The organism is Rahnella sp. BCC 1045, assembly GCF_019049615.1.
Classification (GTDB): Bacteria; Pseudomonadota; Gammaproteobacteria; order Enterobacterales; family Enterobacteriaceae; genus Rahnella; species Rahnella contaminans.
Genome location: NZ_JAFMOZ010000133.1, coordinates 14718 through 39163, shown reverse-complemented (window position 1 = coordinate 39163; position 24446 = coordinate 14718). Strand labels below are relative to the sequence as shown.

Sequence of the window (24446 nt, the reverse complement as noted above, 5' to 3'; positions counted from 1 at the left end):
TCCCTTAAGGAATAAAAAAACGATGTCCGCTGTTCAGGTCGATTTGTTGTACCTGTGCCTGATAAATGCGGGAAATCAGCGCGCTATCCACGACATCGGATGGCACACCGTCGGCTATCAGCCGACCTTCATGCAGCACTAATGCCCGGCTGGCGGCCATCAGTGCGTGTTCAGGTTGATGGGTAATCATCAGCAACGTGTAGCCCTGCGAGGCGAGGGTCTTAAGTTGCGAAAGCAGATGCAGCTGGTGGCCATAATCGAGGCCATTCACCGGTTCATCGAGCAAAATCACCGGCGTGTCCTGCACTAATGCGCGGGTGATCAGCACGCGCTGGCGCTCACCGCCGGAAAGATGGGTGTAAATCCGCGAAGCCAGATGCGCAATACCGTTCTCTTCAAACGCATTTTCAACGCGGGAAATGTCCCGTGGCGAAGGGCTGCGAGCCAGGCCGTTCACCGGCAACCTGCCCTGCATCACGACCTGCCAGGCGGTAAACGGAAAATGCGGCTGATGATGTTGCGGCACATAAGCGATATGCCGGGCGATTTCGCGGCGTTTCATGGTTTCCAGCGGTTTTCCCGCCAGCCGGAGACTGCCGCTTTCCGGTGACAAGAGCCGCAAAAGCAGCTTCAGCAGCGTGCTTTTCCCGGCACCGTTAGCACCGAGCAGCGCCACGCATTCCCCGGCATAAAGATCAAACGAGATATCGCTGAGCAGCGGGCGCTGAGGCAGTGAATAGCAGAGATCGCGGGCGGAGATAATCATAGCCAGCCCCCGCGGACGTATTTCAGCAAAGCAATAAACGCCAGTGCGCCGAGTAATTCGGTAATGATCCCCAGCGGAATTTCCCCAGGAGCCAGCGTGCGTGCGAGCCCGTCACACAACAGCAAAAAACAGCCGCCGAGACACACTGAAACCGGCAACAGCCAGACATTACTCGCACCCACCAGCAGCCGTGCCAGATGCGGGATCAGCAATCCGACCCAGCCGACCATGCCCGCAATGCTGACAGTCAGGGCAGATATCAGCGTCGCCAGCACGATAATGCCGTAGCGATAAAAACGAACCGGAATACCGAGGCTGTAAGCTTCATCTTCGCTGAGCGTCATGACGTCCAGCACCCGTCCGAGCCCCGCCAGCAGCGCAATCGCGATAACCAGCACCGGGGCTGTCACCCACAACGCATGATTGTCTACCGCACTCAGACTGCCCAACATCCAGTAAATAATGGTTGGCAACTGATCCTGCGGATCGGCGACATATTTGACGATCGACAGCAATCCGGTGAACAGCGCACTACTGATAATGCCGCCCAGAATCAGCATAAGAATGGACGGTGAAGCAAACAGGCTGGCAATCGCCACGCCGAGTACGACCGCCAGTAAACCGGCCAAACAGGCCAGCGCGGGGATCCACAAACCGTTCAGCCCGGACACAATGCTGAGCGATGCACCAAACGCGCAGCCGCTCAGCACGCCGAGTAAACCGGGCGACACCAGAGGATTGCGGAATACGGCCTGATAAGCCGCGCCGGAAACGGACAAACCGGCACCGACCAGCACCGCGGCCAGAATGCGCGGCAGGCGTGAATCGATAATGATGTTGTGCAACAGCCCATATCGCGGTGCTGACGCATCTGCATGGAAAAAACCAATCAGCTCAGCAAATGAAATCGGATATCGGCCAATCGTCAGTGAATACATGATTCCGCCCAGTAACAGCAGCAGGCTGAGAATAAAAATCCGCGATGGCGTCAGAATACGGGCACGTTGAAAATGTGACGCGCGCGCCCGTTCCGCTGAAGAAGTCATTTAATTAGCACTGAAAGTAAAAAGAGGAAGTGCCGGAAGGGTACGACCAAATGACCGTGAGCACAACGTTATGTACCAAATGATACAACGAAAGGTTTGTAACAAAACTTGTGAGAATGCACGAAAAGGTTAATTGAAGGATTAGTGATCCAGATCAACTAAAACCCGCGCCCCGCAAGGGCTGCAGCCACGTTTTAAGTCCAATTTCAGGGTGTTTTTGAAGCCAAAATGGCGACTCATGCCTCGTGAGATGCATTTCATTCCACAACTCATGCATCTCACGCCGCAAATGAACTGCGTTTATTCACGAGGACTATCATAGCGACAGTTAATTGAATCTACTTCGCTCGGGAGAACCCGCTATGAGTGACAAATCTGGCATGCAGAACACCAACCGTACCCGCTGGCTGACACTGGTCGGTACCATTCTTACTCAGCTTGCTCTGGGTTCCGTTTACACCTGGAGCCTGTTCAACGGCCAGTTGTCCGAGAAGCTGGGCGAACCTATCAGCAGCGTGGCACTGACTTTCGGGATCCTGAGCTTGTGTCTGGCTCTCGCCTCTTCCGTCGCCGGTAAACTTCAGGAACGTTTCGGTGTACGTACCGTGACTATCGCCGCCGGTTTACTAATGGCCGCCGGGTTCTTCCTGACCGCGCATTCTGACAACGTGATCATGTTGTACATCAGCGCCGGTGTGCTGGTCGGCCTGGCGGATGGCGCCGGTTACCTGCTGACACTGACCAACTGCGTAAAATGGTTCCCTGAACGCAAAGGCCTGATTTCAGCCTGTTCAATCGGTGCTTACGGTTTAGGCAGCCTGTTATTCAAATTCGTTTGCGGGCATTTACTGGCAACCGAAGGCCTGCAAAACACCTTCATGATTTGGGGTGGCGTGGCGATGGTGATGGTGATTGTCGGTGCGATGATGATGAAAGATGCGCCGAAACAGCAAACCGCCGATGTGACCCGCGAAGAAAACAGCCTGAACGATAGCAGCAATGACAGCCGTGATTTCACGCTGGCTGAAGCGGTGCGCGCTCCGCAATACTGGATGCTGGCGCTGATGTTCCTGACAGCCTGCATGAGCGGCTTGTACGTGATTGGTGTGGCAAAAGATATCGGCCAGAGTTTGGTTAAACTCGACGCACTGACCGCCGCGAACGCCGTGACCGTGATAGCGATTGCTAACCTGAGCGGCCGTCTGGTTCTGGGCGTTCTGTCTGACAAAATGCAGCGTATCCGCGTTATCTCCATCGCACAGATCGTTTCCCTGGCCGGTATGAGCATGATGTTGTTCACCCACATGAACGAAACGATGTTCTTCATCTCCGTTGCCTGTGTGGCCTTCAGCTTCGGCGGTACCATCACCGTGTATCCTTCACTGGTCAGCGATTTCTTCGGCCTGAACAACATGACCAAAAACTACGGTCTTCTTTACCTCGGCTTCGGTATCGGCAGCATCTTCGCTTCTCTGGTGGCGTCTTTGTTCGGCGGCTTCGCAGTAACGTTTAGCATCATCACCGCACTATTGATCGTATCACTGATTCTTTCTGCCACGATTCGCTTACCGAATAAATCAGAAGCCGGTCATAATACGCTCCAGCACGTGTAAAGCAGCAGCTGTACGCATCATAAATGATGAACGGGAGCATAATTTGCTCCCGTTTCTTATGAGTGAAGCATATAAAGCCGGTTGCTGATTCACGAAAATCCTATGAACAAATGTGAACAGACCGGACACCCGTTAATGAAACGCACCACCCTCGCTCTTTTCAGTCTTATGCTGGCGATGACCGCCATGAACAGTTTTGCCGTGGTTTACCCTTCCAGCGCACAGGAAGTGGCTTCTGAACTTAGCCGCAAAGCCAGCGAAAGCGGTTCCCGCCCGTCCACCACACTGGACTCCAGCGCACACAGCAAACTGACTTCCCGCAGCGACTATCTGAAATAAGATCACAAAAGCCACCCTTACTCCGGTAAAGTGTCTAAAATTAGAACGGATAATTATCCATACGGATTATATGTTTGTTATAATCACGTCCTGAAATCGATCATTCGGGCGATTTGTCCCGCAACACGCACAAGGAGTGTGAAATGAAGGCAACAGCATTTTGGTTAATCATGGCGGGCGGTTCTGTAGGAATCGGCTACGTGATGGCACTGATGATGGAACTTTTCTAATCCAGCAACGTTGAACACCACGGATAAATAAGGATATTTTTATGGCATTTTACAGCCCCAAACGCATCATCCTCTACACCGCTGCGGCGATTGCGCTGCTGGTCATCGTCGGCCTGGTCACTTACTTCACCGTCGGCCACTTAGGCGCTTAACGCCTTTTCATTGTTTTGCCCTGCCCGGTGGCGATACTTTGCGTATCGCCGCATAATGCTGCCATTCACTGTGACAAACGGAAGGGAAAATCATGACCTGGAAAGGATTAATGATTGTTGCTGCGGTTATTGTGCTGGCGAGTATCGGCTCTGAGTCTTTGATACAGAAGGGAATTGCGATGGCTGACGCCAAAATAGATCAGATCATTGGTCATTACGCAGACAAATAAGGCTTACATCTACTGGAGTAACATTACCGGACAATGACAAAACCATACACAGCGTTTGTTATCTTAAATCCATCAAATGTTGTGTGATGTTCCTGTGTTAAGTCCCTGTGTAATACCCCTGTAGAACCCTGTTATTTTGCCCGCCGTGTGCGGGCTTTTTTTTGGCTTTTTTTCAGGAAATTTTTAGATTTTGAAACACAGACACCGTAGCCAATTCCCGAAATCATTTGGGTGGGAGCAAGGCGGCAACGGAGCGAATCCCCGGGAGCATACAATAAGTATGTGACTGGGGTGAGTGAAGGCAGCCAACGCAGAGCCAGCCAAAAGGATGAAGGGAATTTGCCGGTGCTTTCCCGGCTGTCACATTATGGCGTAAGCGTTCATCGTACACTCCAACATTACGCGGCCTGAGCACGGCCTTGTCACAACAGAAAAAACGGCTAAACGAATAAAATATGCTAACCGGCTTTTCTGTTGTGGCTCCCGAAATAATTCTGGAAGCTTTTAAATAATAAACCCCGGCGTTGGCCAGGGCTTATTTTTGTCATTATTCATGTCGATACTGAATTAATTATTCTGGCTGCTCCGGGTTTGCCCCATCTTCGCTATTGCAGAGTGATTACTTTCAATATCTGGCGACATTACAGAACGACAACGTTACCGGCTGATGGGCCTTTCTGGCCTTGTTCGATGGTGAACTCAACGTTCTGACCTTCGTCCAGGGTTTTGAAATCATTGCTCTGAATTGCAGAGAAGTGAACAAACACGTCTTTGCTGCCGTCTGCAGGGCTGATGAAACCGAAACCTTTACCAGCGTCGAACCATTTTACTAAACCAGTCATTTTAGTAGACATAGGAAATACCTTCTTCGTTTTTATTTTATGATGCCATAGGGCAATAGGGGTCTGTTTTTATTTGAAATACTTATGGATGCATCAGAGAAGGAAATTCGTCGGAGAAAGGATTTGCTATATCACTTGAACCAGGAACTACTTTACTAAAATGTCTTACATAAATAGGTCTTAACTACAAACCGTTGACGCTATTTACACACAGGGGGATTTATTAAGCAAGCTTTTATTTCATCGCTATTATATTGACGCAATTTATATTCGTTGGGAAATAACGCGCAACCCGCCGCTGACGGTGGCTACAGGCTGATGATAAAACCTAAAGCCTGCTGAAAATCAGCGGGCTTTAGGAATATTCCCTCCAGTGGATTACCCGGCAGATGCGCGTTTCATGCAATCCGCGCGGCGTCCGTCTACCCGCTTTGCGAACCACGCGGTGGTCAGCTTGCGGGTGATTTTCGGGCTTTCGAGCGTAATCCCCGGCAACAACTCGCGGGGTTGACGCTTACCGGTGGTTTTATCCGCCAGCGCATAAACCTGTTTGTACAAGTTGGTTTCCTCAAACTCCGGCTGCTCGCCCTTCTCCAGCGCTTTACGTATGGCGGAATGACTGATGTCCAGCCGCTTCGACAGCGTTCTCACCGCCAGCTCCGTGCCACCCGGTTTATCGGTGCCGTAGTTAATCAGATCACCGTCCAGCGCCAGCGGAATTCCCGTCACCTTGCTCACCGCGCTCTGGAAAGCCGCGTTCCGGCTGGCGTACCACCCGGCATTAAAATCAGCAAAACGGTACAGCGGCTGGGAATAACTGGCCGGATACCCCAGCAGATGCTTCACGCCGAAATAGACGCCGCCGCGACGGCTGAACACTTCATTGCGGATTGTGCCGTCAATTGTGTACGGGTAGCCTTTGGCATGTTCTTCGGCAAACGCGATGCTGACCTGCATCGGCCCGCCGGTATGCACCGGATTCAGATTCCCGAACAACTTCTGCCCCATCGGCACCATGTTGATGAAGTCATCAAAAATGGCGCTGAGCTGCTTCTCGGTTTTTACGTTATCCAGCCGCTCGCTGTAGGACTTTCCGTTCGGAGATTTAATCAGCAGCGCGGTGTGAACCAGGAAATTCGGCACATGAACCGCATCCGCGCGACGATCGATTTCTTTCCACGCGATTTTTCCCAGCCCCGGTACCGGCGCATCAGCATTGAAATTCGATTCCTGCTGCGCTACCGCCAGCACCGAACAGATATTTTCCGTCGTCGCCGGAATACCCTGCGCGGTGAAAGCGGCGGTAATGTCCGTCGCCCAGCCTTTTCTGTCCGGTGCGGAAGACGGCATCAGCCGCACGATATCGGCTTTGACGTCACGCGGATTCTGCACAGGCGCTTCGGTTTTCTTTCCCGTTGTACATCCGGCGAGGATCATCACAGCCAGCATCACGGCAGATCGGTTAATTGAAAATCGCTTTACGTTCAACGTTAAACATTCCCTGAATCAATGGCTTTGCCGAAGACGTTAACGAAGATATCGGCAACTATCTAGCAAAAAATAGCCTTTCTCAGTAAGGTTAGGATCCAGATAACGGAGCTTAGGGAGCAAGGAATTTATGCAGAACTCACACTTTAGCCGCGCATTTTTGATGCCTTTTATGCTGCTGCTGATGATTTTTGTGGTCAGCGGATGCGGCGACAAAGAACCGGCCCAGCGCAAAGCCTTCATGGATTTTCTCCAGTCCCGCATTCTGGACAAGCCGGTTTTAGCCGTCCCTCAACTGACGCAGGCACAAACCAAAGAGTTTGGGGATTACAGCAAAGATTACGCGATCATTACCGGCTTCCATCATCAGATGAATATCGAGCTGGATTCCTCGCTGGTGCCGGTTTTTGCCGGAATGAACGGCGTTAACAGTGTGAATAACCTGCTTGATCAACGCGACGACCTGAAAAAAATGGCCGACAGCAGCGCGAACTGGAAAGAGAAAATCGTGCTGCTCAAAACGCAGGCCGACACGCAGCACGCGGCGCTCAGGCAGCCGAATGACCTGAAAAAAGTGTACGACCTGGCCTATGAGAAAACGATAAGCAAACCGGCGGCCGTCACCGAACAAGTCTTTGATTTGCTGCCCCAGGTGCTCAACCTGATTGTGGCAAAAGCCGACTTCATCAAAAGTCAGGGCAAAAATGTCACCATTACCGGGAATCGCCTGCAATTTGCCAACCAGAAACAGCTGGATAAATACAACGCCATCCAGCAGCAACTGGTGCCGCTGAATGCGCAGCTGATGCAACTGAGCCGCCAGATGCAGCAAATGGTGCGTTAAACAGGAAGACGTCTCCATCGCCGCCGCAAGGTGGTTTTTTCATGCCGGTGCTTTTGCTATGGTGTGCGGCAATTAAATAAGGAGACACCCATGAACGACGAAACCCTGACGAAACGTGTAGACCAGCTTGAACGCGTAAACCGTGAACTGCTGGTGCAGATTTCCGCCATGCGCCTGCTGTTTGGCAGCGTGGGCAACGTGCTGAACGCCAGTCAGGAAAATGCCTTTACCGTGGCCGTCAATCAGGCGCTGGAAGCTAACCGTGCCGACGTCGCCAATCAGGCCGATCTGGACGACGCCTCGCGGAAATTCCGTGAAGATGTCTTCAAATGTGCAGAATCGTTGCTGCCCGGCAGCCGCTAAGCGATACGCAATACAAAAGGCCAGGTCAAAAACCGGGCCTTTTTACAGTAACCTTACGATAACTCCCTTCAACGCATTAACGGCTCACCACGCAGTTTCGCCCGTCATTTTTCGCCTGATACAAAGCCTTGTCTGCCGATTTCAGCGCGCTGTCGATGTTCACTTTTGCGGGATTAAAATGGGTGACGCCCAGCGAAATCGTCACGTTTCCGGCACCTTCAAAATTATGCCCGGCGACCTGACGCCGCAACCGTTCCGCCAGCTGAACCGCCCGCGTCAGCGAGGTGCCCGGCAGCAGCAACAGAAACTCTTCCCCGCCCATGCGACACAGCAAATCGTCATCGCGCGAGTTTCCCAAAATAAGACGCGAAAGCTGCGTAATCACTGCGTCTCCCACGTCATGCCCGAACGTATCGTTGATCACCTTAAAGTGATCGATATCGAGGGTGATCACCCCGATCTGCGACTCCTCGCCGAGCAACTTATCCACCTGTTCATACAACCCGCGCCGGTTCAGCAGGCCGGTCATCGGGTCGGTATGCGCCTGCGTACTGAGCTTCTCAATGCGCTGATGTAACAGGCGGATGCCCTGCAACATCACGCTTTTCAGCTTCGACGCTTCATAATACCAGGCGTTAATCTGCTGAATTTCTGCCGACACATCTTGTGAATCCATGGTGTCGGCTTTCGACGCGAGCTGGCGCAGCGGGCGGGAAATGTAGCGCGCCAGCAGCCAGATCACGATAAACACCAGAATGACAAATGGCAGCGTATAAATCAGAACCTGCAACATTACCTGATACAGCAGCACGACGTCAGCCCGCGCCGGGTGCAGCACCAGCACCGTCCAGCCTGAGATTTCCATCGTGGAGAACCCGGCCAGAGAATCTTCGCCCTGCAAATTTTTCATGTGCAGGAAACCCTGATCGCGGCCTTCGAGCAGCGCTTTGTTCACGTTTCCCTGAGGCGTACTTTCCGTCCAGCCGTCAGCGGCGCGGTACAGCACGTCGCCTTCGTTGTCGATCACGTAGATATACGCGTCCTTGCGGTAATTCCGGGCGTTGATCAGCGAATCAATAATGCCGCCCTGTTGCAGGGTAATTTCCGCCACCAGGTAGCCGAGATACTTTCCCCGCGTATTACGGATGGGTACTGACATGGCAATAATGTGATTATTTTGTGCGGTGCGGAAAGGGGAACTGATCACCGGATTTTGCGTGGTCAGCGCCTGCGTGTTGGCGTCTGACACCAGCCTGAGACCGGTCATATTGGCGGAGTTTCTCGACGCCGCGCGAACCACGCCGGATTTGTCCACCACCAGAACAGAACTGTAGCGCTTGCTCTGGATCTGCAAACGGTCCGCTTCTTCGGCGACGGCATAAAGATTATCGAACTCTTCGCCCAGCAAACCGGCGCTGAAGACCAGCTGTTTTTGCGCAGCATTGAAGAAAAGATCGGCCGTCAGGGACAGTCGCGCCGCGTAGGACTGACTGGCGCGCAGCGAGGAATCGATAAGAAGTTTTCTCTCGACCTGAAAAATAGCCAGATAGCTGCTGAGCAAAATGATGAGCGTACTCACCAGAGCCAGAAGCAATATCAGTCTTTTAAGAGTAAATGCAAACCGCCGGGGCTGATCCATTCTCTGTCCGTTGAGCTGATAACCATGAATACTACAGAGGATAGCAGCATGTTCAGCCGGAAATTTGATATGTCTCAGTCAGGGCGGTCTTCTTTGAATTTGCAGGCAGCACTCTGTCCTAATTATGACGCCCGCACATCACGGCTTGCGGATCAGTTTCTGTAAACGCGCTTTTTGCCAGCGTTCGACGGAGCCGCGGAACACAAAAATCCCCAGTCCGCGGATCAGCAAAATGCCGCCCCAGATACACAGCGGCCAGACGAACCAGAGGGTATGAGGCGAGGTGTAATGGTTAATCGCAAACAAACCGATATTGATCACCGCCCAGAAGACCACCGAACGGTAAAACCCGCTTTCTTCCTCAACCTGCTTTCTGGCTTTTTCGATTTGACCGTCCAGCGCCTGTTCGGGCGTCGCCCCAAATTGCGGATCGTTTTCTGTCAGTTCTGAAACCTTGATATCAAACGCTGCCGCAATCGCACCGAGCGTTTCAAGGCTCGCCTGTTCGCCGTTTTCGATACGCTGAACGGTGCGCACGCTGAGTGAAGAAAGTTCTGCCAGCTGTTCCTGCGACCACGCGCGGGAGATCCTGAGTTGTCTGATTTTGCTCTGATTCATATTTTTACCTTTACGTGAATGTTGAACACAGAAACAGCATGCAATACGTGACCGGCAATCAACACGTCAGCAACCTGACATCTACACGACAGCTTAGTGACAACTTTTACAATCAGAAAGTTAGCTTATAGAACTTGCTGTCTACAACCATCCGTGGGAAAGCTTGCGGCAGTTCAGGTACTGTCACTTCTTCAAACCCGTTTTTTTCGTAAAAGCGATGCGCGGCCAGAAACTTGTCGGTTGTACCCAGAAAAATGTCCCTGACGTTTTCAGACTGCGCGTGTTGCAACAACGTATTCAGCAGCAATGCAGCCACCCCAAATTCCCGACCACGGTAGGGCGCACTGACAAACATTTTGCGCAACGCCGCCTGTGCATTACCGATATCCTTCAGCCCCAGCGTACCCACCACTTTTCCGCAACTTTTGGCCACCCAAAAATCGCCGGAACCTTGCTGATAAAACTGCGGAATATCGCTCAGATCTGGCTGCTGGTGTTCAGTGATCGGAATACCAAACTCCTGATTCTGAATAGGCAAAATCACCTCTACCACGCCGCGCTGGTCAGCGGCAGAAAAGCGTTCAATTACAACAGCGTTGTTCATCAAAAAACTCCCTACATTACAGACACGGTTAATTAAGACAGAGTAAAGCCAGTTCCGGGATTTCAGGGAAAACCCGCTCGCTGAGAAAGTCGATCAGCACCCGCAGTTTCGGCGTCATATACCTACCCGACGGCCAGAGAATGAAAAAGTCGGCGCTGCGGCTGACATACTCATTGAGCACGGTGACCAGTTGCCCCTTTGCCAGCTCTTTGCGGATACTGAAATCCGGCAGACACGTAATGCCCAGGCCCTGCAACGCAAAACACTGGCGCGTCTCGATATTATTACAAACCATCGAAACCGGAAGAGCCAGATCCTGATATCCGGAAAGCGGCCAGGTTTCCAGCTTTCCGCTGTTTGGGAAACGAAAATGCAGGCACCGGTGGTTCAGCAAATCGGGCGGCGAAACCGGAACGCCATACTCTTTGAAATACGCCGGTGAACCCACCAGTAAATGGCGAAACGTCCCCAGTTTACGCATTGACAGGCGCGAATCCGCCATCTGACCGGTGCGCACCACGGCGTCAAACCCTTCGTCCACCACATCAACAATGCGATCGGTGAAATCAAGATCCAGTTCGATATCCGGGTAACGCCGCATAAATTCGCCCAGCACTGGCAACAGCAGCGTGCTGACCTGCGGCAGGCTCAGCCGCAAACGACCACGCGGGGATTCGGAAAGCTGCAACAACTCGCTTTCCGCCGCTTCCAGTTCAGCAACAATCCGGCGGCTGCGCTCGAGAAACAGCGCGCCCTCTGCCGTCAGCGTCACGCTGCGGGTGTTGCGGTGAAACAAGCGAACATTCAGCTTGGCTTCCATGCGCGCAATAGTTTTGCCCACCGCCGAGGCGGAAACGCCCAGCAGGCGACCGGCCGCAACAAAACTGCGGGTTTCCGCGACGTGTACAAACACATTCAGGCTGCTCAGACTTTCCACTGCCACCTCTCATTGCGGACATTTGTGTCCGTATATTCTGGAAATCTACCCTACTTTTTCCGTACTGAGGAGTTCTCTATCGTGATTTAACACATTCAGAAACTGAGATAACACCATGAATTCCTCCACGCTGAAATCCCGCCTCGACCTCGTCATTGAAACGGCGATCGCCTCACAACGCCTTGTGGGTGCCGTTTTGCTGGTCGCTAAACAAGGCGAGCTGATTTATCACCACGCCGCCGGGCTGGCTGACCGCGAGGCCGGGCGGCCAATGACAGAAAATACGCTGTTCCGTCTGGCGTCAGTCAGCAAACCCATCGTATCAACCGTCGCGATGATCTTAGTTTCACAAGGTAAACTGGCGCTCGATGACAATATTCAGACATGGCTGCCGGAATTTTCCCCTTCCCTTGCCGGTGGCCAGCCCGCGCAGATCACCGTGCGAAATTTATTAAGCCATACAGCCGGCCTGAGTTACCGCTTTTTCGAGCCTGATGAGCAGGGTCCGTATGCACTTGCCGGTGTTTCTGACGGCATGGATAACAGCGGGATTTCGCTGGAGGAAAACCTGCGTCGTCTGGCCGCTGTCCCTTTATTGTATGCGCCTGGCACCTCATGGGGATATTCCCTTGCTGTAGACGTGCTTGGTGCAATGCTTGAACAGGTTTGTCAGCAACCGCTCGGCGACGTGGTGAAAAACCTGCTGACCGGCCCGCTGGACATGAACGACACCGCGTTTTATACCGCCAATCCGGCGCGACTGGCGACGCCGTATGTCAGCGATTCCCCCGTGCCTCACCGCTTGCAGGAAGGCGAAAAGGTCGCCGCCTTCGAAGACACCGTGGGCATCGCGTATTCGCCTCTCAGGGCGCTGGATGCAAAGGCTTTCCCGTCTGCCGGAGCCGGAATGATCAGCGGCGCGCACGACGTGATGAAAATGCTGGAAATGCTTCGTCAGGGTGGATACCCGTTACTGACACCGGTGCAGGTGGATGAAATGGGTCGCGACCAGACCGGCGGCCTTGAACTGCCGGACATGCCGGGCACCGGTTTCGGACTGGGCTTTTCCGTCCTGCGCGATCCGCAGGCAGCTGCGTCGCCGGAATCCTCCGGCACCTGGCGCTGGGGCGGCGCTTACGGTCATTCCTGGTTTGTCGATCGCGCCGCAGGGCTGAGCGTTGTCGCCTTCACCAACACATTGTACGAAGGGATGTCGGGTGCTTTTGTAAATGAATTACGCGATGCGGTATATGGAGTGAAGTCATGAATCAGACACCGAAAAAGACGCCGCTTCCGCTCTCCGCCTTGCTGGCGATGGCGCTGACCGGTTTTATTGCCATCATGACGGAAACGCTGCCCGCAGGATTACTGCCGCAAATTGCCGATGGCCTTGACGTGTCGCAGGCCATGGCGGGTCAGATGATTACCGCGTATGCCGCCGGTTCTGTGCTGGCCGTACTGCCGCTGGTTGCCCTGACGCGGGGCTGGAACCGCCGCACGGCGCTGCTGACGGCCATCGCCGGTTTCCTGATTTTCAACACGCTGACCACGTTCTCTACGAATTTTGCCCTGACGCTGTTTGCCCGCTGGATGGCCGGTGCCGCCGCCGGACTGGCGTGGGGATTACTGGCCAGCTACGCGCGGCGCATGGTACCCGCACATCAGCAGGGGCGCGCGCTGTCAGTTGCCATGGTGGGCACGCCGGTGGCACTGTCGGTTGGCGTGCCGCTGGGAACCTGGATGGGTACGCTGCTCGGCTGGCGGATGGCCTTCGGAGTGATGTCTGCGATGACGTTACTGCTGGTGGTCTGGGTGCTGCGCAAGGTGCCGGATTATCCCGGTCAGGAAGCCGGAGAGCGACAGTCGCTGCGACAGGTCATTCAGATGCCGGGCGTGCGCAGCATTCTGGCGGTGATCCTGCTGTGGATGCTGACCCACAACCTGCTTTATACCTACATCGTGCCGTTCCTTCGGCTCTCCGGTCTGGCCGGTCATGCGGATCAAATCCTGCTGGTGTTTGGCATTGGCGCACTGGCGGGAATCGGGCTGACCGGCATGCTGGTGGATAAACGTCTGCGCCAGACATTGCTCACCAGCCTGGCGCTGTTTGCGGTGACCTCACTGGTGCTGGCGCTCAGCAGCCACTCCGCGCTCATCGTGACGCTGTGTGTTGCGGTTTGGGGGCTGACGTTCGGCGGCGCGGCGACGTTACTGCAAACCGCGATTGCCGATGCCACAGGTGAACACGCAGACATGGCGCAATCGATGGTCGTGGTGGCCTGGAATCTGGCCATTGCGGGCGGCAGTTTGTCCGGCGGAATACTGCTGGAAACTGCCGGGATTGGTGTCTTCCCGTGGGCAATGCAGATTCTGCTGGTTGCCGGTTTACTGATTGCCTGGTGTGCCAGAAAACAGGGCTTCAGGCCCGGCCCGCGGCATTCTCACGCGCATCAGGCGCAGGATCAAAGTTTCGGAAAGGCACAAAAGGTATAATTTCTTAAACCTTTCCCGAACCAGACGCCTGAATTCTTCCCGGATCCCGGCCTGTTCTGGTAGAGTAAAAAACAGGCAAATTAGAAATAATGAGATCCATGGAAGCGCGTAAAAAAGCGGGTTTGTTCTTAACCGTTCTGGCCACAGCAGCCCTGCTGCTGATGGCCTTCGAATGGCTCGCCGATCAGACGGTGCCAGAACTCAAAGAACATGTTGTTCACTATGTCGATCAGCATATGGCGGGCTAAATGCCCCCCAAAACAGGGAGGAAAAATGGTGACAAAACGGATGATGGCCAAACACTGGAAAATGGTGGTGGTGCTTCTTTGCATCTGTGGTGCGCTGATGCTCCTCCGCTGGGCCGCCATGATCTGGGGATAATCTCCCCGGACGGGTTGTCCACACTATCAATTTGAGTTAAGTTATTTCCCGTGTGAATACAAGGAGGTAACACGGCATGTTCCGTGTGGCAGAAGTTCTGTTAGTCCTGATCATGATTGTCTGGGGAATGGTTTTGTTTGATATCGGCAGTATCAGCCTGCGGATCAGCCAGTTCTTCATCTTTCTGGAAGAAATGCGCCGCCCCTGACTTTATCCCGTATTTCAGTTTTCACTCCGCCCTTCCTGCCCAAATATCTTGCCCTGATTCAGGCTAACCGCTGCGGTACTGAACGTCTGTTGGTCACGTCTTGCTGATTAAATAATCAACAAATCGGCCAGCGGGCTTGAAACCTGATGCCGTGCAGGCGAAAATATACCCCGTGATGTTTAAGAGCCTGACCGTCTGCTTATGAATAACCGCAAACCGCGTCGTCCGCACGGGCGATGGACCTATTACATTATGTTCGAAGACATTCTGTGGCCCTGCCCGGTTCGCTGGGAGTGGGAGAATGGCTACGGCGGCTGGCTGCCTTTTTACTACTCGCCCACGCTGGAGTTTGTTGCGGGCGATCCGCACAAAGCCACGAAAGTCGCGGGCCCGAAAGCCCGCCCGCTGCGTAAACCGGCAAAAATGCACGAATACGAGTTTTAATTAATCAGCCCGCTGGCGCGCAGCACCCTGCGCTGAACGGCTTCCGGCAGCACCGCGTTAATTCCTCCCACACATCCCAGACTGAACCAATGACGCGCGCGGGTAATACCGGTGTAAATCAGCTCGCGTGTCAGGATCGGGCTGAGATTGTCCGGCAATAGCAGCGCCGTATGGGTAAATTCAGAACCCTGCGATTTATGCACTGTCATGGCAAACACCGTTTCGACTGCCTGCAACCGCCCCGGCATCACCCAGCGGATATCCTGAGTGCCGTCGCCGGTCAGAAATGCCACGCGCAGCACCGGCACCACGGAACCATCCACCAGCCGGTGAGGAATTTCCAGCGTGATACCGATATCGCCGTTCATCAGCCGCTGGCTGTAATCATTGCGCGTCACCAGCACCGGACGCCCCGGGAACCAACCGACCGATGCTTTCAGCAGCCCGTCTTTATACAGAATTTCCGCGATCCGCAGGTTCAGCCCTTCCACGCCCCAGCGTCCGCCACGCAAAGCGCACAACAGCTGAAACTGACTGTACGCCAGCAGCACTTTCGCCGCCCAGGCGCTGAACGCTTCCGGCGGCGCATCATCGGCCGGACGTTCATCTGTCATCACGTTCAGATAATGGCGGTAACCGACTGGCGGCTCGACGCCTTTGCGACTTTGTGCAGCCGGAAACCGCCCCGCCGCGCCGTTAATGACCCAGTCACGCAGTTCGGTATCGTCATCCGCGTTAAGCGTAAGCTGAGCAAGATCGGCATAGCCCTGTTTCCAGACCTGTTTCAGCGCTTTGACATCGCCGTCGTTGACCGCTTCCGCCAGCTGTCCGATGCCGCTTTGCGCATCAAAACGGTAGCTGTGGCGCAGCATCACCACGGCCTGATCCATCGCCGTTCCCGCCGGATCGACCAGCGCATCCGGGATTTTTTCCCCCGTCACGCTTTGCAGCCAGTCACGAGTTTGTGGCAGATAGTGCCCGCTGCTGGCACGCTGACATAACTCGCTGAGCAGCGCACCGGCTTCCACCGAGGCCAGCTGATCTTTATCGCCGAGCAGGATCAGGCGCGCATTCTGCGGCAGTGCGGCCAGCAGTGCTGCCATCATTTCCAGATCAACCATCGACGCTTCGTCCACCACCAGCACGTCGAGCATCAGCGGATTGCCCGCATGATGCCGGAAATGCCGGGTATCCGGTCTGCTGCCGAGCAGACGGTGAAGCGTCACCACGTCGGTATTAATGCTGTCGCGCACCGCATCGCCGTTGTTCAGCGCGTGCAGATCTAACCGGGAAACCGCGCCGGCCACCGATTCGTTCAGACGAGCCGCCGCTTTACCGGTCGGCGCAGCCAGCCGGATACGCAGCGGCTGGCCGTTTTCTTCCAGCGCCAGCGCCTGCAATAACGCCAGCAGACGCACAACCGTGGTGGTTTTCCCGGTGCCGGGGCCGCCGGTAATAATGCTGAACGCACTCCCCGCCGCCAGCCCGCATGCCAGTTTCTGCCAGTTCACCTGCCCTGCATTTCCGGCCTGCGGGAACAGGGCATCGAGTGACATGCGCAGCGATTCAGTAGGCAGCGCATTCAGCTGTGTTCGGCTCAGGCGTTGTTCAACGGCCTCGCGCACATTCTGCTCGTACTGCCAGTAACGCCGCAGATACAGGCGATGTCCGGCGAGCACCAGCGGCGAATTGCCGTCGCCGCTGCCCACCAGTTGCGGGTTTACCAGCGCCGCCATCCACTCTTCCAGGCTCAGATCGTCAAGCACCGCCGACGGACGGGAAATCGCGCCATCGGAGTGATCGCCATCGGGCGGAAGCGAGAGCGAAAACGCGCTGTCCGCCAGCGTGGCCTGTAAATCCAGACACACATGGCCGCGCCCCAGCTGGTAGCTGGTCAGCGCCGTCGCCAGTAATAAAAGCGGGTGTGCATCCGGCACTTCCTTTGCCAGAAACGTCACCAGCGCGCGATCCAGTTCACGCAGCCAGCCGCACTCCACCCAGCTGGCCAGCAGTTTTAAAATATCTTCACGGCTGTTGATTTTCATGCGCGTTCCTCAGTGCGGCTGAAAAGAACGTCGAGTTCTTCCATTAATGCTTTATCCGGCCGCTGGACGCAGACCCCGTTGCCCGGCGCGTGGCTGCCGCGCAGGAATAAATACACCGCACCGCCGATATGGCGATCGTAGTCGTAATCCGGCAAACGGGATTTCAGCAAGCGATGCAGCGCAAACAAATAGAGCGTGAACTGCAAATCGTAACGGTGATCCCGCATCGACTGCGTCATGGCCGTCTGGTCATAACCGGTGGCATCATCGCCAAGCCAGTTGGATTTGTAATCCAGCACGTAATAACGCCCGTTGTGCTCAAATACCAGATCGATAAAACCTTTCAGCATGCCGTTAAGCTCTTCCGCCAGCAGCGGTGCGCGCTCTGCGCCCTCAAGAGTGAAGTGCTGAACGACAGTATCAAGACGCCGCGTGGACACCTGCGATAGCGAGAACCAGAACTCCATTTCCACCTGATATGGCGGCAGTGCGGCCAGCGTGAAACTCTCTCCGCCCGGCAACGCCAGCGGCTGTGTCAGCAATGCGGTCAGCCAGCCGGTCAGCGGAACAATCCACTGCTCCCAGCCACGCGTATTACAGCGCCGCGCCACCTGATCGGCGATTCGCTCCGGGTTTTCCGCCAGTGCGGCAAAACCTTCATCGCCTGCCCATTCCAGCAAACCGTGCAGGAAATTACCCGGCGCAGGCCCGCGCGGGAAAGCATATAAATTCTCACCGGTCATCGGCTGCAAAAGCCCGTCGGCAGGCTCTTTGTTCTCTGACTTTTTATCTTCTAAATAGCTGTCCTGCGCGGCACTTTCGATTTCAACCGGCGGTTCACGATTCAGCGCTTCCGGCACAATATAAGTACCGGCCGGCGCGATTTGCAGGCCGGAAAAACTCGATACCCACCAGCGCGGGCCTTTGTGCGTGCGCAACGGCGGACGCGGTCCGAGCTCCGGCAACGCCTGCTCGCTGCGGTACACCACGCCGACCGGCACCGGCAGCGGCCACGCCTGAATATTTTCCGTTTCCAGCGCCTGCAAACTGGCGGGCAACTCTTCAGCCTCAACCGGTTCGCCGCCGTGAAAAAGGTAACCCGGCGCGCTTTTCTCAAACTCTTTCAGCGGCGCCATGCCGAGCCACAGCGCGTAACGCGAGCGGGTCAGCGCCACGTAGAATTTACGCAGATCCTCGCCCAGACGTTCGCGGTCTGCCAGCTCGCGCAGCTCTTCCGTGGCGCTCAGCGCAATTTCAAGTTCACCTTCCGGCGTATGCCATTTCAGCGGCGAATCCTGTTTTTTCACCGCGCGGAATGCGCAGGCAAACGGCAGGAACACCAGCGGATATTCCAGCCCTTTGGATTTATGTACGGTAACCACTTTCACCAGCGCTGCGTCACTTTCCAGACGCAGCTTGCGCGCATCGCCGCCCTGATTTTCATCCTGACACTGCTCCGCCAGCCAGCGGATCAGTGCATGTTCGCCATCAAGCTGCACGCTGGCCTGTTGCAGCAATTCGGAAAGGTGCAGCAAATCGGTCAGCGCCCTTTCGTCGCCGTGCGCGAGCAGATGACGCGGTACGTCAAACTCCCACATCAGACGCCGCAGCATTGGCAAAATGCCCTGTTTGCGCCAGCACAGACGCAGTTGCTGAAACTGATGAACGTAGCGTTCCCACTCGTTTTCATCCTGATTCAGGCGATCCAGCGCTTCCCAGCTTAAATGCAGCGAAGGCGTGCCCAGCGCGGCGCGCAGAAGACGATCGTTTTCCGGTGCGGCGCAGGCCGCCAGCCAGAACTGCAATTCGCCCGCCTGCGCACTTTGAAAAATGGATTCTTTGTCAGAAAGGTACACACTGCGCACGCCGCGTTTGGACAGTGCCGTGCGGATCGCCGCCGCTTCCCGACCGGTATTCACCAGCACGGCAATGTCTCCCGGCTCGACCGGTTTAAACGGTTTTTCCGGCTGGCTGAAACCGGCCGCGCCCTGCTGCCCGAGGCGCAGCAAACGGACAATTTCCGTCGCGCAGCCTTCGGCCATCAGCTGGGCGTATTGCATTTTCGGCAGCGCGTCGGTCTGATTTTCCGGATACCACAAGGTCATGGCCGCGGCTTCTTTTCCGTCAATCTCCCAGGTTTCTTTGCGTCCCTGAGCGTCCACCGGCAGGAACGGCACCTGATTTTCATCGCCACGGCGGAACAGGAATGCACCTTCTCCGGCAGTACGGTCTTCGGCCAGCGAAAATACGCTGTTAACTGATGCCACCATCGCACGGGTAGAACGGAAGTTAGTCGCCAGCGTGTAGTGACGCCCACCGGTGTCACGACGGGCGCGCAGATAAGTATAAATGTCGGCACCGCGGAAGGCATAAATCGCCTGTTTCGGGTCGCCGATCAGGATCAGCCCCTGCTCCGGCGCGTTTCCGGCCACGCGGTAAACGGTGTCGAAAATCCGGTATTGCAGCGGATCGGTATCCTGAAATTCGTCGATCATCACCACCGGGAATTGCGTGCGGATAATCTCCGCCAGCCGTTCGCCGTTATCGCTGCGCAGCGCGGCGTCAAGGCGGGTCAGCAAATCGTTGAAGCCCATCTGCGCCCGTTTTTTCTGTTCGACGTCAAAACGGTTTTCAATCCAGCGGCAGGCATGTTGCAGCAGGCCGCTGCGGGCATCGGGCAACGTTTCCAGACGCGCTTTCAGTGTTTCCATTGCCGTCAGCGCCGGATGCGCAGGCGGTTCGCCCTTCCACGCATCTTTAAGACCCGCATTAGTTAACCGCTCCCAGCCTCTATTTAACTCAGGTTTGATTTCATCTGAAGTAGCCCAACTATGGAGCTTGTCGAACCATGGATCATAATAGGCAGGCCGGAGTTTGGTCCCATTTAACAATTTTTTAGCAGACGCATCATCTAAGAGGACTTTCAACTCCTTTATCCATTGCACCCAGCCCGCTTTCAGCTCGCTCAGCTCTGCGGCTTTTTGCTGCTTCACTGTCTCAAAAATGACAGCAGGGGTTTCGTCGGTACCCAGCATCTCAGCGTATTCCAGCAGCGGAGAGACATTCTTGTGCAGGTCTTCCGGCGAACGCCACCACGCGCGCAGCGTCCTGATGTCAGGTTCCGGCAGGGAAAAATAGAAGCTGCGCCAGTAATCGCGCACCACGTTCATCAGCAGTTCGGTCTGGTCAGTTTCCAGCGTCTGGGTAAACAGGCTGTCGCTGTCAAAAGCATGTTCACCGAGCATGCGGTTACACCAGCCGTGAATGGTGGAGACCGCTGATTCATCCATCCATTCCGCCGCCAGTTGCAGCTTACGCGCGCATCCCGCCCACTCTTCCGGCGGATATTCCGCACGCAGGTTCAGCAAAAATTCGTCGCCTGCCGACGGTTGGTCCGGATCCTCCAGAAAGCACGCCGCCGCTCTGGACAAGCGTTCGCGGATCCTGTCGCGCAGCTCTTTGGTCGCGGCATCCGTAAACGTCACCACCAAAATTTCTGGCGGTGTCAGCGGGCGGCCGAACGCGTTCCCGCCACCGTGACCAAGCACCAGCCGCACATACAGCGCGGCGATGGTGAAGGTCTTACCCGTCCCGGCGCTGGCCTCAATCAGGCGGCTGCCTGTCAGCGGGAAATTCAGTACATTCAGCGCAGAGGGAAAAATGCGTTCCTTCATTCTTTCGCTCCTTTTTTGCTGCTGCGGGAAAGATGATTTTTCAGCGGTGCCAGCAGTTTATCCGCCAGTTCGGCGAATTCGCCGCCGGACCACAGCGTGGCGAAATCCGGCCACGCGCGTGCCAGATACGGATTGCTGTCGCGTTCACCAAATTTCATATTGGCGGGATCGTGATTTTCATAGGCGTCGCGGGCCGCAAGCCCGGCATCGCTGTCCGGCGGGCTTTGCGCGGTGCCGTCTTTTTTCAGCCAGACAAAGGCCGTTTTGACCGCCAGCGGCAACGGCCTTAATTGTCCCTGTTGCCAGGTTTCGATCAGTTGCTCCCAGAGCGCCTGCGCGTCGGCAATCTCCAGCGGCGGTAATTCTGCCGTCCCGTTTTTACTGATAATAATGCTGTGCATCGGCTGTCCGCCGAGGTGTCCGGCCAGATGCGCGACCCAATAAGGAAGCAAACGGTCAAGGCGGTAATTGCGGTCTTTGATGATGCCAATGCTTTCCAGCACCACGCGGGCGCGATCCCCGCTGGCGTTCGCACGTAAATCACCGAGCCAGTCCGAGACAATCACGCCTGCGGTTTCAGCGCTCAGCGCTTCATTCGCCAGCGTCTGCGGCCATTCATCAAGCACGCTCTGATAACTGGCGAACAGCGTCTCCATCGGCTCGGCGAGATCTTCACTCAGCACGGCGGCGAATTCGCCCGGTGCCAGTTCACCGCGCCGTTCGATGCGTTCAAGCTGCTGACGCAAAATATCCTGACGCGACTCTCCGGCCTCCAGCGCCCATTTCTGCGCGCGGATCAGTTCATCCTGCAAACGCCAGTTTTCCAGCGCATTGATATCAAACGGCTCCTGATCTTCACTTCCCGCATCTTCCAGTTCGAAGTAAATATTCAGCCGCTGGCGGAAGAAACTGCGCACCGGATCGGACAGAAAATCCGCCAGCTGACGCAGCGTAAGCGCCCCTTCCTGCCCGACCGGCGGCAATGGCTGCGGCGCATCAGCGCTGATATCCGCGTCCATCCCGGCGCGCCATTCGTGGGCGTAGCTGAAAAGCTCACTGCCCTTGCTGAAGTAATCGCGGTTAAAGGGTTGCAGGCGATGTTCGGCGGTGAGCGCATGAATCAGATCACCGTCGTTCTGTGCTTTCCAGCCCGCGGCCAGATGGTCGCGCAGTTGCGCCACCAGCACCGACGGCGGACGTTCGGTATTATCGTGAATACTGCGCCCGACCCAGCTGATATGCAGGCGTTCGCGCGCCGACAGCAATGCTTCGAGGAACAGATAACGGTCATCCTCACGGCGCGAACGGTCTCCCGGCCGGTAATCACGCCCCATCAGGTCAAAATCCATCGGCACGCGGTTGCGCGGGTAATCACCGTCGTTCATCCCCAGCAGGTAGACATGGCGGAACGGAATAGCGCGCATCGGCATCAGTGTGGCAAACGTAACGGCGCCGCCAAAGAATGGCTGCGTCAGGCCGGACTGGTCGAACTGCGCCAGCCAGTGTTCGCGCACGACAGACAGCGGCAATGCGGCCTGAAGATTGACGCTTTCACAGGCCTGAAGCCAGGTTTCCAGCTCGGTATGCAGACGCACTAAAATAAAGCCGTCGTCGCCGTCATCTTCGGCAAAATAACCGCTCAGCAACGCCTGCAAACGTTCGCCCCACACCTGCGGCGGCGCGGGTTCAGACAGCTGACGCCAGGTTTCATCCAGGCAATTTAAAAGATGCGAGAGCGGACCAATCAGCGCCGCTTCCAGCCCGCCGATTTCGTCCAGCGGTTCAATGCCCTGCCAGGCGTCACCGCTGCCGACGGCGTAACCGAGCAGCATTCGTTGCAGACCGAAGAACCAGCTGTTTTGCTCCGGCGATAGCGGCAGTTCCAGACTCTGACGCTGTTCCGCATGCAGCCCCCAGCGTACGTTGGCGGCGCTTATCCAGCGGTGGAGCAGCGGCAACTGTTCTTCGCCGATGCCAAATCGCTGACGCACCGACGGCACATCGAGTAAATCCAGTAAATCGCTGACGGCAAAACGCGACTGCGGCAACGTCAGCAGGCTTTCGAGCGCACCGAGCAGCGGGTTATTCTGACGCGGCCCCTGATCGGCCACGGTGAACGGGATATAGCGCGGATCGCTGCGTTCCATCAGGCCAAACACCGCCTGAATGTGCGGCGCATAGCCATTAATGTCCGGCACCATCACGATGATATCGCGCGCTTTCAGGGTCGGATCGGCGGCCAGTGCGGCCAGCAGGCGGTCGTGCAACACTTCCACTTCTCGCTGGGCACTGTGCGTAATCGAAAAACGCAGGGATTCGTCTTTCAGCGTATCAATCTCCGGCCATTTTTTCTGCGTTTCCGCCAGCGGCCGCAGTTGCAGAATATCTTCCTGCAACTGATGCAATAAAGTGTCTTCGCCGTTGGAGGTGAACAGGTCAATGCGCGGGATCACCGGCGCGAGCGTGGACGCGTAGGATTCGTGGTTGTCATATTCATTGAGCAGGCCGATGTAATCGCGCCCCTGCTTGCCCCACGCCGCCAGCAGCGGATGTGCATGCTGGTGTAAATCGCCTTCGGCAATCACCTGCGGCATGCCCGGTTTACGTCGCTGACGCGCACGTTCCGCGCGCAGCAGATCTTTATCGGCAATAATATCGCTCCAGTCGTGTTCGCACGGGTTATGCACACACATAAAGATGTGCGTCCAGCGGCCCAGCACGGCCAGAACTTCTAATGATTGTTGCGGCAGCGAAGAGATCCCGAAGACAATCAGACGCGCAGGCAGACCGGCCGGACGCTCGTCTTCAGGAATGGTTTGGGCATGTTGCAGAAAACGCTGATGCAGCGCGGCGCGGCTGGTCCCCCGTTCGCTTTCAGGCACATCGGCCAGCAAAGCGCGCCACAATTGCGGCTGCCACAGCAGGTTTTCCGGCAACGGCTCACTGCCTTTGCGGCTGGTGCGCAGCACGTCCAGCCCGTTGCCCCAGTCTTCCAGCCAGTCGGCGCGATAAACCTGATACTGATCGAACAAATCCGCCAGACGCTGCGCCAGCTGATGCAGCTTACGCATATCACCGTCGTCTTTTAAGAAACGCGCAAGCGGAGCAAAAACCGGTTCAGGCAGTAATTCCGGCAACAGACGGATCAGCCGCCAGGTCAGCAGCGGGCGGTCAAACGGCGACGAATCCGGCACCTGATCTTTGCCCAGCACCGCGCGGTAAACCTGCCAGAAAAAGCGCGCCGGTAATTTGATATCCAGCGCAGCCGCGATCCCGCAGCCGCCTTCGGACACATCGCGCGCCAGCGCCAGTTTCAGCCACTGATTAATCCCGTTGCTTTGCACCAGAATCACTTCGTTTTCCAGCGGAGACAGCGGATGCGCCGCCATCCACGACACCAGAATATCCCTCAGCGCCTCTGAGTGATTTCCGTGTAACACCATCAAACCTGAATTCACGCCCGCATCCCTTATTGTCGCCGCTCAAGAAG

At 55.7% G+C, this 24446-nt stretch carries 22 protein-coding genes; 11 read left to right on the top strand and 11 right to left on the bottom strand.

All coding sequences use genetic code 11. The annotated features are described in order from the left end of the window. Nucleotides 1–4: 4 nt before the first annotated feature. Nucleotides 5–766, bottom strand: coding sequence for an ABC transporter ATP-binding protein (locus J1782_RS16450; RefSeq protein ID WP_165058516.1), 762 nt, complete (start codon nt 764–766; stop codon nt 5–7). After that, complete coding sequence (locus J1782_RS16445; RefSeq protein WP_152324594.1) at nt 763–1812, bottom strand: iron ABC transporter permease; 1050 nt, start codon at nt 1810–1812, stop codon at nt 763–765. The genes J1782_RS16450 and J1782_RS16445 overlap by 4 nt, the downstream gene beginning before the upstream one ends. Before the next feature lie 362 nt (nt 1813–2174). Here J1782_RS16445 and J1782_RS16440 point away from each other — a divergent pair, with 362 nt between their 5' ends. The 3 genes from J1782_RS16440 (at nt 2175) to J1782_RS16430 (ending at nt 4376) form a co-directional block, all read left to right on the top strand. Then, nucleotides 2175–3425: an OFA family MFS transporter gene (locus J1782_RS16440; protein ID WP_217153529.1), complete on the top strand. Its 1251-nt coding sequence runs from the start codon at nt 2175–2177 to the stop codon at nt 3423–3425. Nucleotides 3426–3560: 135 nt separating this feature from the next. Beyond that, nucleotides 3561–3764 (top strand): hypothetical protein, encoded by a 204-nt coding sequence (locus J1782_RS16435; protein ID WP_217153528.1) that lies wholly within the window; start codon nt 3561–3563, stop codon nt 3762–3764. Between the two features lie 474 nt (nt 3765–4238). After that, nucleotides 4239–4376: a hypothetical protein gene (locus J1782_RS16430; RefSeq protein WP_165058520.1), complete on the top strand. Its 138-nt coding sequence runs from the start codon at nt 4239–4241 to the stop codon at nt 4374–4376. Between the two features lie 641 nt (nt 4377–5017). Here J1782_RS16430 and cspA read toward each other — a convergent pair. Next, nucleotides 5018–5230 carry an RNA chaperone/antiterminator CspA gene (cspA, locus tag J1782_RS16425; protein WP_101076387.1) on the bottom strand — a complete coding sequence of 71 codons (213 nt, stop codon included), beginning with the start codon at nt 5228–5230 and terminating at the stop codon, nt 5018–5020. Nucleotides 5231–5596: 366 nt separating this feature from the next. After that, on the bottom strand, nt 5597–6667 hold the full coding sequence (locus tag J1782_RS16420) for a DUF1615 domain-containing protein (protein WP_217153553.1): 1071 nt from the start codon (nt 6665–6667) through the stop codon (nt 5597–5599). A 169-nt stretch (nt 6668–6836) separates the two neighbouring features. On the opposite strand from J1782_RS16420, the gene J1782_RS16415 reads away from it, so the two are divergent. Together J1782_RS16415 and J1782_RS16410 are read left to right on the top strand one after the other, a co-directional pair. Continuing rightward, nucleotides 6837–7550: a DUF3053 domain-containing protein gene (locus J1782_RS16415; protein WP_208950485.1), complete on the top strand. Its 714-nt coding sequence runs from the start codon at nt 6837–6839 to the stop codon at nt 7548–7550. Nucleotides 7551–7640: 90 nt separating this feature from the next. Then, nucleotides 7641–7913, top strand: coding sequence for a hypothetical protein (locus tag J1782_RS16410; protein ID WP_165058524.1), 273 nt, complete (start codon nt 7641–7643; stop codon nt 7911–7913). A gap of 76 nt (nt 7914–7989) precedes the next feature. On the opposite strand, the gene J1782_RS16405 is transcribed toward J1782_RS16410, so the two are convergent. The 4 genes from J1782_RS16405 to J1782_RS16390 all read right to left on the bottom strand — a co-directional run bounded on the left by J1782_RS16405 (nt 7990) and on the right by J1782_RS16390 (nt 11711). Next, nucleotides 7990–9552 (bottom strand): sensor domain-containing diguanylate cyclase, encoded by a 1563-nt coding sequence (locus J1782_RS16405; RefSeq protein WP_217153527.1) that lies wholly within the window; start codon nt 9550–9552, stop codon nt 7990–7992. A 138-nt stretch (nt 9553–9690) separates the two neighbouring features. After that, nucleotides 9691–10170, bottom strand: a complete 480-nt coding sequence (locus tag J1782_RS16400) for a 2TM domain-containing protein (RefSeq protein ID WP_217153526.1) — start codon at nt 10168–10170, stop codon at nt 9691–9693. Between the two features lie 112 nt (nt 10171–10282). Next, a complete protein-coding gene (locus tag J1782_RS16395; RefSeq protein ID WP_217153525.1) occupies nt 10283–10774 on the bottom strand; it encodes a GNAT family N-acetyltransferase in 492 nt (163 codons plus the stop codon). A gap of 28 nt (nt 10775–10802) precedes the next feature. Further along, entirely contained in the window at nt 10803–11711 is a 909-nt protein-coding gene (locus J1782_RS16390; RefSeq protein ID WP_217153552.1) for a LysR family transcriptional regulator, read from the bottom strand. A 115-nt stretch (nt 11712–11826) separates the two neighbouring features. On the opposite strand from J1782_RS16390, the gene J1782_RS16385 reads away from it, so the two are divergent. The 6 genes from J1782_RS16385 (at nt 11827) to J1782_RS16365 (ending at nt 15237) form a co-directional block, all read left to right on the top strand. After that, nucleotides 11827–12978: a serine hydrolase gene (locus J1782_RS16385; protein WP_217153524.1), complete on the top strand. Its 1152-nt coding sequence runs from the start codon at nt 11827–11829 to the stop codon at nt 12976–12978. After that, nucleotides 12975–14204 carry an MFS transporter gene (locus J1782_RS16380; RefSeq protein WP_217153523.1) on the top strand — a complete coding sequence of 410 codons (1230 nt, stop codon included), beginning with the start codon at nt 12975–12977 and terminating at the stop codon, nt 14202–14204. Before J1782_RS16385 ends, J1782_RS16380 begins: the two co-directional genes overlap by 4 nt. Before the next feature lie 98 nt (nt 14205–14302). Beyond that, complete coding sequence (locus J1782_RS16375; RefSeq protein ID WP_165056865.1) at nt 14303–14452, top strand: hypothetical protein; 150 nt, start codon at nt 14303–14305, stop codon at nt 14450–14452. Between the two features lie 25 nt (nt 14453–14477). After that, nucleotides 14478–14585 carry a small membrane protein YniD gene (gene yniD / locus J1782_RS16370; protein ID WP_095923072.1) on the top strand — a complete coding sequence of 36 codons (108 nt, stop codon included), beginning with the start codon at nt 14478–14480 and terminating at the stop codon, nt 14583–14585. Between the two features lie 76 nt (nt 14586–14661). Further along, nucleotides 14662–14793, top strand: coding sequence for a hypothetical protein (locus J1782_RS26475; RefSeq protein WP_256443914.1), 132 nt, complete (start codon nt 14662–14664; stop codon nt 14791–14793). A 201-nt stretch (nt 14794–14994) separates the two neighbouring features. After that, nucleotides 14995–15237, top strand: a complete 243-nt coding sequence (locus tag J1782_RS16365; RefSeq protein WP_193333085.1) for a hypothetical protein — start codon at nt 14995–14997, stop codon at nt 15235–15237. On the opposite strand, the gene recD is transcribed toward J1782_RS16365, so the two are convergent. Genes recD through recC form a run of 3 tightly spaced genes read right to left on the bottom strand, consistent with a single transcriptional unit; the run spans nt 15234 to nt 24399 of the window. Then, nucleotides 15234–17282 carry an exodeoxyribonuclease V subunit alpha gene (gene recD, locus J1782_RS16360; protein ID WP_217153522.1) on the bottom strand — a complete coding sequence of 683 codons (2049 nt, stop codon included), beginning with the start codon at nt 17280–17282 and terminating at the stop codon, nt 15234–15236. The two genes, J1782_RS16365 and recD, sit on opposite strands and share 4 nt — an antisense overlap. Beyond that, nucleotides 17279–20956, bottom strand: coding sequence for an exodeoxyribonuclease V subunit beta (gene recB, locus J1782_RS16355; RefSeq protein WP_217153521.1), 3678 nt, complete (start codon nt 20954–20956; stop codon nt 17279–17281). Before recB ends, recD begins: the two co-directional genes overlap by 4 nt. Next, a complete protein-coding gene (recC, locus tag J1782_RS16350; RefSeq protein WP_217153551.1) occupies nt 20953–24399 on the bottom strand; it encodes an exodeoxyribonuclease V subunit gamma in 3447 nt (1148 codons plus the stop codon). The genes recB and recC overlap by 4 nt, the downstream gene beginning before the upstream one ends. Nucleotides 24400–24446 lie beyond the last annotated feature (47 nt).

What these genes read in the sequence shown, in the direction of transcription:
- J1782_RS16445 (WP_152324594.1), bottom strand. Translation starts at nt 1,812, where the DNA reads ATGACTTCTTCAGCGGAACGGGCGCGCGCGTCACATTTTCAACGTGCC.
- J1782_RS16415 (WP_208950485.1), top strand. Translation starts at nt 6,837, where the DNA reads ATGCAGAACTCACACTTTAGCCGCGCATTTTTGATGCCTTTTATGCTG.
- J1782_RS16410 (WP_165058524.1), top strand. Translation starts at nt 7,641, where the DNA reads ATGAACGACGAAACCCTGACGAAACGTGTAGACCAGCTTGAACGCGTA.
- recB (WP_217153521.1), bottom strand. Translation starts at nt 20,956, where the DNA reads ATGAAGGAACGCATTTTTCCCTCTGCGCTGAATGTACTGAATTTCCCG.
- J1782_RS16395 (WP_217153525.1), bottom strand. Translation starts at nt 10,774, where the DNA reads ATGAACAACGCTGTTGTAATTGAACGCTTTTCTGCCGCTGACCAGCGC.
- J1782_RS26475 (WP_256443914.1), top strand. Translation starts at nt 14,662, where the DNA reads ATGTTCCGTGTGGCAGAAGTTCTGTTAGTCCTGATCATGATTGTCTGG.
- J1782_RS16380 (WP_217153523.1), top strand. Translation starts at nt 12,975, where the DNA reads ATGAATCAGACACCGAAAAAGACGCCGCTTCCGCTCTCCGCCTTGCTG.
- J1782_RS16420 (WP_217153553.1), bottom strand. Translation starts at nt 6,667, where the DNA reads ATGCTGGCTGTGATGATCCTCGCCGGATGTACAACGGGAAAGAAAACC.
- cspA (WP_101076387.1), bottom strand. Translation starts at nt 5,230, where the DNA reads ATGTCTACTAAAATGACTGGTTTAGTAAAATGGTTCGACGCTGGTAAA.
- J1782_RS16450 (WP_165058516.1), bottom strand. Translation starts at nt 766, where the DNA reads ATGATTATCTCCGCCCGCGATCTCTGCTATTCACTGCCTCAGCGCCCG.
- J1782_RS16375 (WP_165056865.1), top strand. Translation starts at nt 14,303, where the DNA reads ATGGAAGCGCGTAAAAAAGCGGGTTTGTTCTTAACCGTTCTGGCCACA.
- J1782_RS16435 (WP_217153528.1), top strand. Translation starts at nt 3,561, where the DNA reads ATGAAACGCACCACCCTCGCTCTTTTCAGTCTTATGCTGGCGATGACC.
- J1782_RS16385 (WP_217153524.1), top strand. Translation starts at nt 11,827, where the DNA reads ATGAATTCCTCCACGCTGAAATCCCGCCTCGACCTCGTCATTGAAACG.
- J1782_RS16430 (WP_165058520.1), top strand. Translation starts at nt 4,239, where the DNA reads ATGACCTGGAAAGGATTAATGATTGTTGCTGCGGTTATTGTGCTGGCG.
- J1782_RS16400 (WP_217153526.1), bottom strand. Translation starts at nt 10,170, where the DNA reads ATGAATCAGAGCAAAATCAGACAACTCAGGATCTCCCGCGCGTGGTCG.
- J1782_RS16365 (WP_193333085.1), top strand. Translation starts at nt 14,995, where the DNA reads ATGAATAACCGCAAACCGCGTCGTCCGCACGGGCGATGGACCTATTAC.
- J1782_RS16440 (WP_217153529.1), top strand. Translation starts at nt 2,175, where the DNA reads ATGAGTGACAAATCTGGCATGCAGAACACCAACCGTACCCGCTGGCTG.
- recD (WP_217153522.1), bottom strand. Translation starts at nt 17,282, where the DNA reads ATGAAAATCAACAGCCGTGAAGATATTTTAAAACTGCTGGCCAGCTGG.
- yniD (WP_095923072.1), top strand. Translation starts at nt 14,478, where the DNA reads ATGGTGACAAAACGGATGATGGCCAAACACTGGAAAATGGTGGTGGTG.
- recC (WP_217153551.1), bottom strand. Translation starts at nt 24,399, where the DNA reads ATGGTGTTACACGGAAATCACTCAGAGGCGCTGAGGGATATTCTGGTG.
- J1782_RS16405 (WP_217153527.1), bottom strand. Translation starts at nt 9,552, where the DNA reads ATGGATCAGCCCCGGCGGTTTGCATTTACTCTTAAAAGACTGATATTG.